This is a genomic window from Sulfitobacter dubius (assembly GCF_027214245.1).
Lineage (GTDB): Bacteria > Pseudomonadota > Alphaproteobacteria > Rhodobacterales > Rhodobacteraceae > Sulfitobacter > Sulfitobacter dubius_A.
The window spans coordinates 406,372-419,869 of the sequence record NZ_JAPWHM010000002.1; the positions used below are offsets into that span (position 1 = coordinate 406,372).

A 13,498-nucleotide genomic window follows, 5' to 3' on the forward strand; every position below is an offset into this window, starting at 1 on the left:
GGGAGCGGACGACAGGACCGGCATCAGTAAAGCTGCTCATCTTGATCGGCCAGCAGATCCAGCAGCCGCAGGGTCAGCAGACCCGCGCCCATGATCATCAGGCTGCGCCCAATGGAGCCGGTGAGGTTCGACGGCAGGATCATCGCCAACCCGTTGCGCGACTTGCGCGCGGCGCGCCGCAGACCGCGGTCGCGGCGGTGATGGTTGGCAGGCTCAGGCAGACGCAGGGCGTTGGGTTGCCATTGCCGGATCAGAATGCCGGCCCCCAATAGCGCAATGCCCGTCAAGACGGGGGAGGATTTGGGAGATTGATCCATACTGACCTCATTGCTCATCGGGGCATCATTGGGTGGGCGCGGCGCGGCGTCGTCGCATTTGCCCCTGCCGCATGGGGGCGGCAAGAACGGTGATATCGGCCACCCCCGATCGGCGCGAAAGCCGTGCGGGGGTGGCTGGGGAAGGGCTTAGCCTTTGACCGCTTTCACGATCTTCTGGGCGCCATCTTTCAGGTCGTCGGCGGCAATCACATCAAGACCGGAGTTGTTGATGATCGCTTTGCCTTCTTCGACGTTGGTGCCTTCGAGGCGGACAACCAGCGGCACTTTCAGACCGACTTCTTTCACCGCAGCGACAACGCCCTCGGCGATGACGTCACAACGCATGATGCCGCCAAAGATGTTAACCAAGATGCCTTTGACGTTCTCGTCGGAGGTGATGATCTTGAAAGCTTCGGTGACTTTCTCTTTGGTCGCACCACCGCCCACGTCGAGGAAGTTGGCAGGCTCGGCACCGTAGAGTTTGATGATGTCCATGGTCGCCATCGCAAGACCCGCACCGTTCACCATGCAGCCGATCTCACCGTCGAGCGCGATGTAGTTCAGGTCATACTTGGAGGCTTCGAGTTCCTTGGAGTCTTCCTCGGTCTCGTCGCGCAGGTTGGCAATGTCGGGCTGGCGGTACATGGCGTTGCCGTCAAAGCCAACTTTCGCGTCGAGCACTTTCAGGTCGTTGCCGGGCATGACGATCAGCGGGTTGATCTCAAGCATCTCCATGTCTTTGTCAACGAAGGCTTGGTAAAGCTGACCCATCAGTTTGACGCACTGTTTGACGGCTGTGCCTTCAAGACCCAGCGAAAAAGCAACGCGGCGGCCGTGGTAGGGCTGGTAGCCGGTGGCCGGATCGACGGAGAAGCTGAGGATTTTCTCAGGTGTCGCGTCGGCGACCTCTTCGATGTCCATGCCGCCTTCGGTGGAGCAGACAAAGGAAATGCGGCTGGTCTGGCGGTCGACCAGCAGGGCGAGGTACAATTCGCGCTCAATGTCGGAGCCGTCTTCGATGTAGATGCGGTTGACCTGCTTGCCTGCGGGGCCGGTCTGGTGCGTGACCAGCGTTTTGCCCAGCATCTTTTTGGCTTCTTCAGCGGCTTCTTCCACGGATTTGGCAAGACGCACACCGCCCTTTTCGCCAGCCGCTGCTTCTTTGAAGCTGCCTTTGCCGCGACCGCCTGCGTGGATTTGCGCTTTGACAACCCAAAGCGGTCCGTCCATTTCGCCGGCTGCGTTCTTGGCGTCTTCTGCCTTCAGCACAACGCGGCCGTCGGAGACAGGGGCGCCATAGCTGCGCAGGAGGGCTTTTGCCTGATATTCGTGGATGTTCATGAAAACGGTCCCGTTTCTGTTCCAGTTGCCCCGTAGTATGGGGATGACTTTCGTTCCTGTAAGGGTTTTTTCGGAGAAAGCCGGGATTGACCAGCTAAAAATGCGTTTTGTGATCACACCATAAATACGTGTGATCACAAATACGCTTAACGGCTCCGAATCGGCTGATTTTTGCTTGTATTGCGGGGGATAGCTGGCCCGACCAAAGGGGCGGACCAGCGCTTTAGTGCGGCATGAGCGCCCAGTAATCGAGGTCAAGCAGAACCTCGGGGCGGTATTTGCCCGCGTCATCGCGCAGTTCAAACGGTGCGCCGCCTTTGGTGGCGACTAGCCGCAAGCGTATGGCCCCGATACCGGGGGCAAAGGTCTCGGCCTTGTCGAGCACTTCGGACCACGCGCGGACGGTATCACCGGCCAGACAGGGGTTGGCATGTGCCCCGCCGTTGAGGCCCACGACCATCTGCGCATTGGCCAGCCCGTTGAAAGATATCGCCCGCGCCATTGAGATCACGTGACCGCCATAGATCAGCCGCGAGCCGTCGGGCCGGGCAGAGGTGTCGAAATGCACTTTGGCCGTGTTCTGCCACAGGCGCGTGGCCATCATGTGCTCGGCTTCCTCAATAGTCACGCCGTCGACGTGGTCGATCTTTTCGCCGACCTCGTAGTCGCCCCAGCGGTGCGGTTCCCCGGCTTGGGCGAAGTCGTAATTGGTAAAGTCGAGGCCCTGCGGGATGTGCAATTGATCCACGGACAGAGCATCGGGCAGGTCGGGCACGGTGGACTCGGGCGCGGGGGCGTCGATATCGCCTTTGCGGACCATCACCCAGCGGACATAGTCGAGCACCTTTTCGTCATGCTGGTTCAGCCCGGTGGTGCGGACCCAGACGACGCCGGTCTTGCCGTTGGAGTTCTGCTTGAGGCCGATGACCTCGCTTTCGGCGCGCAGCGTGTCTCCGGGCCAAACGGGCAACAGCCAGCGGCCCTGCGCATAGCCCAGATTGGCCACGGCATTGAGCGAGACAGCGGGCACGGTTTTCCCAAAAACGATGTGAAAGGCGATCATATCGTCGAGCGGGCTGGCCTTCAGCCCGCAGGACTGGGCGAAACTATCGGCGGAATAGAGCGCGTGCCGGGCGGGGTAGAGCGCGTGATAGAGCGCGCGTTCGCCCGCGCCGACCGTGCGGGGCGCCGCGTGATGCAGCACCTCGCCCAGTCGGTAATCCTCAAAAAAGCGGCCGCGGTTGGTCTTGCTCATCACTGCTCGCCCAGTTTGGTGTCGGGCGAATAGGTGCCGGGGGCGTCTTTCACCACCGCTTGGCCACAGCGCATGACACCGGCCTTGTGGTCCCATGTCTGGGTCGGGGTGCCGTAAAGCTCCCAGCCTTTGTTCAGCGCGTCGGTGACCTTGTGGCAAAAGGCGGATGTGTCTTCTTCGGAGAGGAAGCGGTAAACTTTCATGGAAGGCTCCGGGATCAATGGGGGAAGGGGATGACGCCGAGCCATGTGTGAATGCCGGCGACGAGGACAAAGAGGATCGTGGAGATCACGATGAGGCGGATATAGGTGGCGCGGCCTGCGTGGGGCGGGGGTGTCCAGCCCGGCTCGGCCCGGTTGATGAGGATCACCTCGCTCACCGCCCAGCCCAGCATGGTGCCAAAGAGCAGGATGGAGGCAAGATCACCGTTCACCAGTAGGTGCGCAGTGGCCCAGATTTTCACCGCCAGCAGTTGCGGGTGGCGGGTTTTATAGGCGGGCCAGGCTTTGGCGCCCTTGGCGGCGCTAGAGCCGAAGACCCAGAAGGCCAGCAGCATCAGAAGGTTGTTAAGGTGCGTCAGGAAGCTGGGCGGGTTCCAGACCGGAATGAACTCCGCCGCGCGATAGCCCCAGATGATGAGAGCAAGCGCCACGACCAGTGCGGCGGCCACCGCGCCTCGGCCCGCGGTCCCCATCTGCGCCCGTTGGGCGGGCATCAGGCGTTTGAAAAGATGGGCACCGACCCAGAGGATCAGACCGAGGATAAGGATTATCATGGCGAGGGCTCCGGGCTCATGGCTGCAATTGCCGCCAGTTTTGCCAGTGTTTCGCGGGCGGTGGCAACATGGAGATTTTCCACGATCTTTCCGTCGACGACCGCTACGCCCTGACCAGCGGCCTGTGCCTCTTCATAGGCGTCGATCTGACGGCGGGCGAGGGCGGCTTCGTCTTCCGACGGGGTGAAGGCCGCGTTGGCGATGTCGAGCTGGGCGGGGTGGATCAGCGTTTTGCCGTCAAAGCCCATGTCGCGGCCCTGTTGGCATTCGGCTTGCAGCCCGTCGTCATCCTTAAAGGCGTTATACACCCCATCGATGATTGCCACGCCATGCGCCTTAGCGGCCAGCAGGCAAAGGCCAAGCCCAGTGATCAGCGGCAGGCGGTCGGGGCGGAAGCGGGTTTGCAGGTCTTTCGCCAGATCATTGGTGCCCATGACCATGGCCTGCAACTGGCGGTGTCCGGCGATGGCGGCGGCGTTGAGCATCGCGCCGGGGGTTTCCATCATTGCCCAGAGTGGCACATCGCCCACAATCTCGGTCAGCGCTTCGAGATCGGCGGGCGATCCGACCTTGGGCAAGAGAATCGCGTCGGGCTTCATCGCGGCGGCAGCGCGGGCGTCGTCGGCGCCCCATTCGGTGTCGAGCCCGTTGATCCGCACCACCCGCATCCGCGCGCCGTAGCCACCTGTAGCCAACGCCTCAGCCAATGTTTCACGTGCGGCGACTTTCTCCTCGGGGGAGACGGCGTCTTCGAGGTCGAAGATCACCGCGTCGCAGGCCAGTCCGCGTGCTTTGTCGAGCGCGCGAGGCTTGGAGCCGGGGATGTAGAGAACGGAACGCAGCGGGCGGGTTGTGGCGGTCATGTAAGGCTCCTCGGGCAGGGCGGCGCATTGGCCGCCTAACATTGTTGCGCACAGAGGGGCATTTTTGTGCGAAAACTTCAAGGTAAAATATGCCGCAATGCAGCGAACCCGTTGCGCTGTTTTGCGGGCGGCAGATTAACCAGTCCTTCAGGCTTGAGGCGCAGTCTCTTGCGCATCGCATCTGCGGCACCCTTTTGCAAAGCGGATGCAGTCATTTCAACCAAGGCTGCCTAAGGGCCGGTGCGAAAGACGCGCATTGTCATCCCCAAGGGTCACGCCTTTTAATGCAAAGGCAGATGCTATGTCAGGTTTTGTTAAATTTATCCACCTCGCGGCGCTCACCGCCGCCTCTGCGATCGTACTGGCCACGACGACAGAGGCGCAGACCCCCCGCAATTGCGCGCCGCGCGATCATGTGGTGCTGCGGCTGGCCGATGGGTATGGGGAGACGCGCCAGTCGATGGGGCTGGGCGTCGATAACGCGGTGATGGAGGTTTTCGCGTCAGATCAAACGGGCAGCTGGACGATCACGGTGACCGGGGTCAATGGGATCACCTGTCTGGTCGCCTCGGGGCAGGGGTTTGAGGCATTGGCCGAAGCATTGCCTGCCAAGGGCGAAGACGTCTGAAAAGGGCGAAGTTGACTGAATGCGCGGGCGGCCATTGGCCGCCTTTCCTGTGTCTGGGCCAAGGTGGCGCGATCTATTTATTTGCGTGGCGGTGGAACTGGATAGGGCCATCCGGGTTGTGGTTCCAGAAGAGCAATTAACGCTCAATTTTGGAAGGAGTACTACAATGAAACGTTTTCTGAGCACCACGGCCATCGTACTGACCATGACCGGCGCAGCCTTCGCGGAAGCGCATTCCGAAGGCTTTGGCAACGTTGCTGTTGAACAAACAGACTTCCTTGCGTCCGACCTGATCGGCATGCGCATTTACAACTCTGAAGCCGAAGTCGACGCGGCCACCCCCGTTGCCAATGGCGCAGAGCAGGAATGGGATGACATCGGCGAGATCAACGACATCATCGTGTCGAAAGACGGCGAAGTGACTGCCGTTATCCTCGGTATCGGCGGTTTCCTTGGGCTGGGCGAACGTGACGTTTCCATCTCCATGGACAAGATTCGCATCCTGAACGACGAAGACGGCGACCGTTTCCTCGTCGTGAACACCTCGAAGGAGATGCTGGAGCAAGCGCCTGAATTCGAACGCCCCATGATGGACGGCGAAGCGATGGAAGGCGAGGCGATGACCGAGACTGACGACAACGTCACCGTCGTGACCGAGAATGCCGAAACCGAAACCGAGGAAATGGCCAACGAAGTAGAGGCCGAGACCGAGGAAATGGTTCAAGAAACCGAGAACGCGGCCGAGAACCTTGAAGCCGAAACCGAAGAAATGGCCAACGAAGTAGAGGCCGAATCCGAGGAAATGGAGCAAGAAGCCGAAACCATGATGGAGAACGCCGAAGCTGAGACAGAAGAAGCTGTCAACGAAGCGGAAGCCAACACCACCGTGATCACAGGCGACGAAACTGTTGAGCGTGAACTGCTGCCGCGCCCCGAAGTTGAGCGTGAAGGCTATGCCGCTGCCGAAGCGGACATGATCCAACAGATGAGCGCTGACGACCTCGAAGGTTCCTATGTCTATGGTGCCAACGACGAAACCGTGGGTGAGATCGACACTCTGCTGATCGGCGACAACGGCCAGATCGACCGTGTTGTCATCAACGTCGGCGGTTTCCTTGGTCTGGGCGAAAAGCCAGTGGCCGTGACCTTTGACGAACTGCAGGTTCTGAAAAACGTAGAAGGTGATGATGTACGTATCTACATCGACAGCACCGAAGAGCGTCTGGAATCGCAGCCTGAGTACCAAGGCGACTAATCTTTCGCCTTAAGTTTCAGCAATTGGCCGCCCCATGGGGCGGCCTTTTTCGTGGCAAGGGCGGGGGTTAGCCGCTGTTCAATGCTGCAACTTGCACGGGACCGTGCATTTCGGTATCTCCGGCGCAAATGAAACCTCTGTCGGAGACATGACCATGGCCAGACCCAAGATCGCGCTTATTGGCGCGGGGCAAATCGGCGGCACTCTCGCCCATCTCGCAGCGTTGAAGGAATTGGGCGATGTCGTCCTTTTTGACATTGCCGAGGGCACCCCTGAGGGCAAAGCTCTCGATATCGCGTCGTCGGGCCCATCGGGCAAGTTCGACGCCACCATGTCGGGCACCCAAGATTACGCCGACATCGCAGGCGCGGATGTTTGCATCGTCACCGCCGGTGTTGCACGCAAGCCGGGCATGAGCCGCGATGACCTGCTGGGCATCAACCTCAAGGTTATGAAATCCGTGGGCGAGGGCATTGCCAAACACGCCCCCGACGCTTTCGTGATCTGCATCACCAACCCGCTTGATGCGATGGTCTGGGCGCTGCGTGAATTCTCCGGTCTGCCGCACAACAAGGTTTGCGGCATGGCAGGCGTGCTTGATAGCGCGCGTTTCCGCCACTTCCTTGCGACTGAGTTCAACGTGTCGATGAAAGACGTCACTGCCTTCGTTCTGGGCGGCCATGGCGACACAATGGTGCCGCTGGTGCGCTACTCCACCGTTGCAGGCATCCCGCTGCCCGATCTGGTCAAGATGGGCTGGACTACGCAGGACAAACTTGACGCGATTGTGCAGCGCACCCGTGATGGTGGCGCCGAGATCGTGGGCCTGCTGAAGACCGGTTCGGCCTTCTATGCGCCTGCCACTTCCGCCATTGAGATGGCCGAAGCTTATCTGAAAGACCAAAAGCGCGTGCTGCCCGCAGCGGCGCATGTCGATGGTGCTTACGGCTTGAATGGCTTCTATGTCGGCGTGCCCACCGTGATCGGTGCTGGCGGTGTCGAGCGCGTCGTCGAGATTTCCATGAACAAAGACGAGCAGGCAATGTTCGACAACTCCGTCAACGCGGTCAAAGGTCTGGTCGAAGCCTGCAAAGGCATCGACGAGAGCCTCGCGTAAGCGCCAGAGCATACCAATTGGAAAGCGCGCCCCTCACGGGGGCGCGCTTTTTCGTTCAAGGGGATGCCAATTTGTGATCACACCATAATCTGCTGTGATCACAAAAGCGGGCAGGACCACATCACTCTATCATTTTTCCACCGAAACACCGGCCAAACACCGCAGATTCCCCGCAGTTCCCCGTGACAGTCCTGTAAAAACCGCTATCAAGATGCAAAGCACAGGACAAAGCACAGGACAAAGGACCGCGCCATGGCCGATGTGAACCGGGGTAACCGCCCGCTTTCCCCGCATTTGACGATCTACCGCCCACAATTGACCTCTATGACGTCGATTCTCACCCGGATCACCGGCAACGCGATGTTGATCACCGCGCTATTAATCGTGTGGTGGTTCCTCGCCGCCGCGACCTCGGTTGAGTATTTCGACACCGTGAACGGGATCATGACCAGCTGGTTCGGTGATCTGGTGTTCACCCTGTCGCTCTTGGGGCTGTGGTACCACACGCTGGCTGGCGTGCGGCACCTGATCTGGGACACGGGCCGCATGCTCGACGTGCCGACTGCTGAAAAGCTGGGCATCGCGGCACTGATCGGGTCGGTCGTGCTGACCATCCTGACCATCATCATCGTTTGAGGAGCGACACCATGGCATACATGACAGATCGCAAACGCGCCCGCGGCCTTGGCTCGGCGAAAACCGGCACCGCACATTTTTGGGCGATGAAAGTGTCGTCGCTGGCGCTTTTGGTGTTGATCCCGCTGTTCGTCTTTACTTTCGGCAGCGCGCTCGGCGGTACGTACGAAGAGATCCTCGCCTATTACGCGCGGCCATTCCCGGCCATCGTGGCGGCCCTGACGCTGATCGTGGGCTTTAAACACTTCAATGACGGCGTGCAGGTTCTGATCGAGGACTATGTCCACGGACTGGCCAACAAGGTCGCCCTCATCGTGATGACCATCATCAGCTACGGCGCAGCAGCGGTCGGCGTTTTCGCCATCGCCAAGCTCGCCCTGTAATAAATACGCCCAAACGGGAGACCGATTAAATGGCAGCATATGAATATGAAACCCACGAATATGACGTTGTCGTGGTGGGGGCAGGCGGTGCTGGACTGCGCGCGACTTTGGGCATGGCGGAGCAGGGGCTGCGCACGGCCTGTATTTCCAAGGTTTTTCCAACCCGTTCGCATACCGTAGCGGCGCAGGGCGGCATCGCCGCGTCCTTGAGCAACATGGGCCCGGACAACTGGCAGTGGCATATGTATGACACGGTCAAAGGCTCTGACTGGCTGGGTGACACCGACGCGATGGAATACCTCGCCCGCGAAGCGCCCAAGGCGGTTTACGAGCTTGAGCATTACGGCGTGCCCTTCTCGCGCACCGAAGAGGGCAAGATTTATCAGCGTCCTTTCGGCGGCCACACGACCGAATTTGGCGAAGGCCCCCCCGTGCAGCGCACCTGTGCCGCCGCCGACCGGACCGGCCACGCGATCCTGCACACGCTTTACGGCCAATCGCTGAAGCAAAACGCAGAATTCTTCATCGAATATTTCGCCATCGATCTGATCATGTCGGACGACGGCGTTTGCCAAGGTGTGCTCTGCTGGAAACTCGACGACGGCACCATGCACCTGTTCAGCGCCAAGATGGTCGTGCTGGCGACGGGCGGCTATGGCCGGGCCTATTTCTCGGCCACCTCGGCGCATACCTGCACCGGCGACGGTGGCGGCATGGCGGCCCGCGCGGGTTTGCCGTTGCAAGACATGGAGTTCGTCCAGTTCCACCCGACCGGCATCTACGGCGCGGGCTGCCTAATCACCGAAGGCGCACGCGGCGAAGGCGGTTATCTGACCAACTCCGAGGGCGAGCGCTTCATGGAGCGCTATGCGCCGACCTACAAAGACCTCGCCTCGCGTGACGTGGTTTCGCGCTGCATGACGATGGAAATCCGCGAAGGCCGCGGTGTGGGCGAAAACAAAGACCACATCCACCTGCACCTGAACCACCTGCCGCCAGAAACGCTGGACCTGCGCCTGCCGGGCATCTCGGAATCCGCGCGCATCTTTGCCGGTGTGGACCTGACCAAAGAGCCGATCCCGGTGCTGCCGACGGTGCACTACAACATGGGCGGCATCCCCACTAACTACTGGGGCGAAGTGCTGAACCCGACCGCCGACAACCCCGACGCCATCGCACCCGGCCTGATGGCCGTGGGCGAGGCGGGCTGTGCTTCGGTCCACGGTGCGAACCGCCTTGGCTCCAACTCGCTCATCGACCTCGTGGTCTTTGGCCGCGCCGCTGCAATCCGTGCGGCCAAGATCGTCGACGCCGACAGCCCGGTGCCCGCGCCGAACCTCAAATCGGTGGAAAAGGCATTCGATCGCTTCGACGGTCTGCGCAATGCCAAGGGCGGCACGCCCACGGCGGAACTGCGCCTTGAGATGCAGAAGACCATGCAGGCCGACGCCGCCGTTTTCCGCACCGATAAGACGCTGGAAGAGGGCCGCGAGAAGATGATCGAAGTCGCTGACAAGCTGAACGACCTGCATGTCACCGACCGCAGCCTCGTGTGGAACTCGGACCTGATGGAGACGCTGGAGCTGACCAACCTCATGCCCAACGCCACCGCCACGATCACCGCCGCCGCTGCCCGCAAAGAGAGCCGTGGTGCACACGCCCATGAGGACTACCCGGATCGGAACGACGACGAGTGGCGCAAGCACTCGCTGGCGTGGTTCGATGGCAATGACGCGAAACTCACCTACCGCGCCGTGCACCTCGATCCGCTGACGAAAGAAGACGAGGGCGGCATCGACATGAAGAAGATCGCCCCCAAGGCACGGGTGTATTGATGGTTCGCACAGCACTCATCGCGGCCACGTTTGCAGCTCTCTCGGGATGTGTCGAAGTACAGCAGGCGGTGGATGACACCGCCCGCCAAGGCTCCAAAGGGGTGGTGACCGAAGTTCTGGCCACCCGTTTCCCGCAGGTGCCGAAAGAGCTAATCACCCCCTTCACCGATTGCATCATCGACAATGCCGACGCGCTTGAGCTGCGCGAATTGGCCCGCGCCGCCGTGGTCGGCGTGGATGACACAACAGCGGGCACCGTGCGCACGATCCTGTCGCGCCCCGAGACCCGTACCTGCCTGCTGGCCGCCGCGCCCGCAGCTGGCATGACGCTTTAGGAGACGCACAATGGTTCAACTGACGCTTCCCAAAAACTCCCGCATGACCAGCGGTAAGACATGGCCCAAGCCGCAAGGCGCGACCAACCTGCGCGAGTTCCACATCTATCGGTGGAACCCCGACGACGGGAAAAACCCGGCGCTCGACACCTATTTCGTCGACATGGACGATTGCGGGCCGATGATCCTTGATGCGCTGATCAAGATCAAAAACGAAATTGACCCCACGCTGACCTTCCGCCGCTCCTGCCGCGAGGGCATCTGTGGCTCCTGCGCGATGAATATCGACGGGATCAACACGCTGGCCTGCACCTACGGCATGGAAGAGATCAACGGCGTGGTCAAAATCTACCCGCTGCCGCATATGCCGGTGGTCAAAGACCTGATCCCCGATCTGACCCACTTCTACGCGCAGCACGCCTCGATCCAGCCTTGGCTGGAAACCGAGACGCCTGAGCCGCGCAAAGAGTGGAAACAGTCGATCGACGACCGCGCCAAGCTCGACGGTCTTTATGAGTGCATCATGTGCGCCTGCTGCTCGACCTCCTGCCCCAGCTACTGGTGGAACGGCGACCGCTACCTTGGGCCAGCCGCCTTGCTGCACGCCTACCGCTGGATCATCGACAGCCGGGATGAGGCCACGGGCGAGCGTCTGGACGACCTCGAAGACCCGTTCAAGCTCTACCGCTGCCACACGATCATGAACTGCGCCAAGACCTGCCCCAAGGGGCTGAACCCGGCAGCGGCGATTGCCAATATCAAGAAACTGATGGTCGAACGGACCGTCTAAAGACAACAGGGCCCGGCCAAGCGCCGGGCCTTTGGTTATCTTATGATCCTGCCCTTCATCATCGTTATCGTCTTTGTGATCGTGCTGATCTTTGCCCGCCGCAATGCGCCCACACGCGACTGCCGCTGGCGCGAAGACCGGGCGGGGGACAAGGGCGCCCTGCGCAAATACCACTGCGTGGCCTGCGGGGCCGAAGCCTACCGCAGCGAAGGCCCGCCGGATCGCTGCCTCAAAGGGCTCGACACGCCGCGCCTGTGACATTGCCTTTGCCGTGAACTCGCCGCACACTTCTTTCAAAAGGGGAGAGGTGCGATGGGCAGTGAGACTTTCAAAGCAGATGTGATCGTGGTCGGTGCGGGCTTGGCTGGCATGGTGGCCGCTCACGAAGCGGTGCTGCGCGGGCGCCGGGTTCTGCTGCTGGATCAGGAAGGGCCGCAAAGCCTTGGCGGACAGGCGTTCTGGTCGCTTGGTGGGCTCTTCATGGTCGACACGCCCGAGCAGCGCCGCATGGGCATCCGCGACAGCGCGGAACTGGCCTATCGCGACTGGATGGGGTCCGCGCAATTCGACCGACCCGAAGACGCCAATCCCCGTGCGCTGGCAGCGGGTTTCCTCGAATGGGCCGCGGGCGACATGCGCGACTGGCTTCAAGGTTTCGGCATGCGCTGGTTCCCGGTCGTCGGCTGGGCCGAACGCGGCGGGGCAGGGGCCGAGGGCCACGGCAACTCCGTCCCGCGCTTCCACATCACATGGGGCACCGGTACCGGCGTCGTCGCCCCCTTTGCGCAGGCGATGAAAGAACATGTCGCCACAGGCCAACTACGCTTGGGCTTCCGCCACCGGGTGACCCGTCTGATCACCATCGACGGCGCCGTGACGGGCGTCGCGGGGGATGTCCTCGACGACAGCAGCGCCCCACGCGGCCACAGCACCTCGCGCTCCATTAAGGCCGATTTCGAACACAGCGCCGAAGCGGTGATCCTCACCACCGGCGGCATCGGCGCGAACCATGATTTGGTGCGAAAACATTGGCCAACCGACCGCCTCGGCCCCGCCCCGCGCCAGATGGTCAGCGGCGTGCCCGACTACGTCGACGGCAAGATGCACGCCATCGCCGCAAAAGCCGGAGCAGGGCTGATCAACGAAGACCGCATGTGGCACTATTGCGAAGGCGTCCAGAACTGGGACCCGATCTGGCCAAACCACGGCATCCGCATCCTGCCCGGCCCCTCGTCGATGTGGTTCGACGCCGCGGGCAACCGGATGGAGGCCCCCTGCCTGCCCGGTTTCGACACGCTCTCAACCCTGCGCCGCATCCTGCAAGCGGGCGAGCACAGCTGGTTTATCCTCACACAAAAGATCATCGAAAAAGAAATTGCCCTCTCGGGCTCTGAACAGAACCCCGACCTCACCTCTGGCAGCTGGCGCGAGGTGCTCAAAGCCCGCCTCGGCAAAGGCGCCACCGCCGCAGTAGAGGCGTTCAAGGACAAGGGCGCAGACTTCACCGTCGCTGACGACCTCGACACCCTTGTCACCCGAATGAACGCGCTCACCCCCGAGGCGCCCGTCCGCCCTGACCACATCCGCGCCCAGATCGAAGCCCGCGACGGTCAACTGGACAACCCCTTTGGAAAAGATGCCCAGATCACCGCAATCCGCGGGGCCCGTGCCTACCGCGGCGACCGGCTGATCCGCACCGCCAAACCACACGCTATCCTCGACCCCGCCAACGGCCCGCTGATCGCCGTGCGCCTCAACATCCTCACCCGGAAATCTCTCGGCGGGCTGCACAGTGACCTCCAAGGTCGCGTGCTCACCCCCGAAGGCACGGTCCTCCCCGGCCTCTACGCCGCCGGGGAGGTCTGCGGCTTTGGCGGTGGCGGCTACCATGGCTACAACGCCCTCGAAGGCACCTTTCTGGGCGGCTGCCTCTACTCCGGGCGCCTCGCCGGTCAAAACGCCTGATAC

16 protein-coding genes are annotated in these 13,498 nt (G+C 61.5%); 10 read left to right on the plus strand and 6 right to left on the minus strand.

What is annotated here, in order from left to right; genetic code table 11:
• Positions 1-23 precede the first annotated feature (23 nt).
• The 6 genes from O4H31_RS05850 to O4H31_RS05875 all read right to left on the minus strand — a co-directional run bounded on the left by O4H31_RS05850 (position 24) and on the right by O4H31_RS05875 (position 4,551).
• Positions 24-317: a hypothetical protein gene (locus O4H31_RS05850; RefSeq protein ID WP_269343722.1), complete on the minus strand. Its 294-nt coding sequence runs from the start codon at positions 315-317 to the stop codon at positions 24-26.
• Between the two features lie 147 nt (positions 318-464).
• Positions 465-1,658 carry an ADP-forming succinate--CoA ligase subunit beta gene (sucC, locus tag O4H31_RS05855; RefSeq protein WP_120350477.1) on the minus strand — a complete coding sequence of 398 codons (1,194 nt, stop codon included), beginning with the start codon at positions 1,656-1,658 and terminating at the stop codon, positions 465-467.
• A 223-nt stretch (positions 1,659-1,881) separates the two neighbouring features.
• A complete protein-coding gene (locus tag O4H31_RS05860) occupies positions 1,882-2,913 on the minus strand; it encodes a MaoC family dehydratase (protein WP_269343725.1) in 1,032 nt (343 codons plus the stop codon).
• Positions 2,913-3,116, minus strand: a complete 204-nt coding sequence (locus tag O4H31_RS05865) for a DUF1737 domain-containing protein (protein ID WP_067630476.1) — start codon at positions 3,114-3,116, stop codon at positions 2,913-2,915. Before O4H31_RS05865 ends, O4H31_RS05860 begins: the two co-directional genes overlap by 1 nt.
• 14 nt (positions 3,117-3,130) lie before the next feature.
• Positions 3,131-3,688 (minus strand): NnrU family protein, encoded by a 558-nt coding sequence (locus O4H31_RS05870; protein ID WP_269343728.1) that lies wholly within the window; start codon positions 3,686-3,688, stop codon positions 3,131-3,133.
• Positions 3,685-4,551, minus strand: coding sequence for an HpcH/HpaI aldolase/citrate lyase family protein (locus tag O4H31_RS05875; protein WP_269343729.1), 867 nt, complete (start codon positions 4,549-4,551; stop codon positions 3,685-3,687). Before O4H31_RS05875 ends, O4H31_RS05870 begins: the two co-directional genes overlap by 4 nt.
• A 301-nt stretch (positions 4,552-4,852) precedes the next feature.
• On the opposite strand from O4H31_RS05875, the gene O4H31_RS05880 reads away from it, so the two are divergent.
• The 10 genes from O4H31_RS05880 to O4H31_RS05925 all read left to right on the plus strand — a co-directional run bounded on the left by O4H31_RS05880 (position 4,853) and on the right by O4H31_RS05925 (position 13,495).
• Entirely contained in the window at positions 4,853-5,179 is a 327-nt protein-coding gene (locus O4H31_RS05880) for a hypothetical protein (protein WP_269343730.1), read from the plus strand.
• Positions 5,180-5,345: 166 nt separating this feature from the next.
• Positions 5,346-6,434 carry a PRC-barrel domain-containing protein gene (locus O4H31_RS05885; RefSeq protein WP_269343731.1) on the plus strand — a complete coding sequence of 363 codons (1,089 nt, stop codon included), beginning with the start codon at positions 5,346-5,348 and terminating at the stop codon, positions 6,432-6,434.
• Between the two features lie 154 nt (positions 6,435-6,588).
• Complete coding sequence (gene mdh, locus O4H31_RS05890; protein ID WP_067261933.1) at positions 6,589-7,551, plus strand: malate dehydrogenase; 963 nt, start codon at positions 6,589-6,591, stop codon at positions 7,549-7,551.
• A 252-nt stretch (positions 7,552-7,803) separates the two neighbouring features.
• Positions 7,804-8,187 carry a succinate dehydrogenase, cytochrome b556 subunit gene (gene sdhC, locus O4H31_RS05895; RefSeq protein ID WP_093928421.1) on the plus strand — a complete coding sequence of 128 codons (384 nt, stop codon included), beginning with the start codon at positions 7,804-7,806 and terminating at the stop codon, positions 8,185-8,187.
• Between the two features lie 11 nt (positions 8,188-8,198).
• Positions 8,199-8,570, plus strand: a complete 372-nt coding sequence (sdhD, locus tag O4H31_RS05900; RefSeq protein WP_132446572.1) for a succinate dehydrogenase, hydrophobic membrane anchor protein — start codon at positions 8,199-8,201, stop codon at positions 8,568-8,570.
• Between the two features lie 29 nt (positions 8,571-8,599).
• Complete coding sequence (sdhA, locus tag O4H31_RS05905; protein ID WP_067630456.1) at positions 8,600-10,405, plus strand: succinate dehydrogenase flavoprotein subunit; 1,806 nt, start codon at positions 8,600-8,602, stop codon at positions 10,403-10,405.
• A complete protein-coding gene (locus O4H31_RS05910) occupies positions 10,405-10,740 on the plus strand; it encodes a hypothetical protein (protein ID WP_243261177.1) in 336 nt (111 codons plus the stop codon). Before sdhA ends, O4H31_RS05910 begins: the two co-directional genes overlap by 1 nt.
• A 10-nt stretch (positions 10,741-10,750) precedes the next feature.
• Positions 10,751-11,530 (plus strand): succinate dehydrogenase iron-sulfur subunit, encoded by a 780-nt coding sequence (locus O4H31_RS05915; RefSeq protein WP_132446576.1) that lies wholly within the window; start codon positions 10,751-10,753, stop codon positions 11,528-11,530.
• A 42-nt stretch (positions 11,531-11,572) separates the two neighbouring features.
• On the plus strand, positions 11,573-11,788 hold the full coding sequence (locus O4H31_RS05920; RefSeq protein ID WP_269343735.1) for a hypothetical protein: 216 nt from the start codon (positions 11,573-11,575) through the stop codon (positions 11,786-11,788).
• 54 nt (positions 11,789-11,842) lie between these two features.
• A complete protein-coding gene (locus O4H31_RS05925; protein WP_269343737.1) occupies positions 11,843-13,495 on the plus strand; it encodes an FAD-binding dehydrogenase in 1,653 nt (550 codons plus the stop codon).
• Positions 13,496-13,498 lie beyond the last annotated feature (3 nt).

What these genes read in the sequence shown, in the direction of transcription:
- O4H31_RS05850 (WP_269343722.1), bottom strand. Translation starts at nt 317, where the DNA reads ATGGATCAATCTCCCAAATCCTCCCCCGTCTTGACGGGCATTGCGCTA.
- sucC (WP_120350477.1), bottom strand. Translation starts at nt 1,658, where the DNA reads ATGAACATCCACGAATATCAGGCAAAAGCCCTCCTGCGCAGCTATGGC.
- O4H31_RS05860 (WP_269343725.1), bottom strand. Translation starts at nt 2,913, where the DNA reads ATGAGCAAGACCAACCGCGGCCGCTTTTTTGAGGATTACCGACTGGGC.
- O4H31_RS05865 (WP_067630476.1), bottom strand. Translation starts at nt 3,116, where the DNA reads ATGAAAGTTTACCGCTTCCTCTCCGAAGAAGACACATCCGCCTTTTGC.
- O4H31_RS05870 (WP_269343728.1), bottom strand. Translation starts at nt 3,688, where the DNA reads ATGATAATCCTTATCCTCGGTCTGATCCTCTGGGTCGGTGCCCATCTT.
- O4H31_RS05875 (WP_269343729.1), bottom strand. Translation starts at nt 4,551, where the DNA reads ATGACCGCCACAACCCGCCCGCTGCGTTCCGTTCTCTACATCCCCGGC.
- O4H31_RS05880 (WP_269343730.1), top strand. Translation starts at nt 4,853, where the DNA reads ATGTCAGGTTTTGTTAAATTTATCCACCTCGCGGCGCTCACCGCCGCC.
- O4H31_RS05885 (WP_269343731.1), top strand. Translation starts at nt 5,346, where the DNA reads ATGAAACGTTTTCTGAGCACCACGGCCATCGTACTGACCATGACCGGC.
- mdh (WP_067261933.1), top strand. Translation starts at nt 6,589, where the DNA reads ATGGCCAGACCCAAGATCGCGCTTATTGGCGCGGGGCAAATCGGCGGC.
- sdhC (WP_093928421.1), top strand. Translation starts at nt 7,804, where the DNA reads ATGGCCGATGTGAACCGGGGTAACCGCCCGCTTTCCCCGCATTTGACG.
- sdhD (WP_132446572.1), top strand. Translation starts at nt 8,199, where the DNA reads ATGGCATACATGACAGATCGCAAACGCGCCCGCGGCCTTGGCTCGGCG.
- sdhA (WP_067630456.1), top strand. Translation starts at nt 8,600, where the DNA reads ATGGCAGCATATGAATATGAAACCCACGAATATGACGTTGTCGTGGTG.
- O4H31_RS05910 (WP_243261177.1), top strand. Translation starts at nt 10,405, where the DNA reads ATGGTTCGCACAGCACTCATCGCGGCCACGTTTGCAGCTCTCTCGGGA.
- O4H31_RS05915 (WP_132446576.1), top strand. Translation starts at nt 10,751, where the DNA reads ATGGTTCAACTGACGCTTCCCAAAAACTCCCGCATGACCAGCGGTAAG.
- O4H31_RS05920 (WP_269343735.1), top strand. Translation starts at nt 11,573, where the DNA reads ATGATCCTGCCCTTCATCATCGTTATCGTCTTTGTGATCGTGCTGATC.
- O4H31_RS05925 (WP_269343737.1), top strand. Translation starts at nt 11,843, where the DNA reads ATGGGCAGTGAGACTTTCAAAGCAGATGTGATCGTGGTCGGTGCGGGC.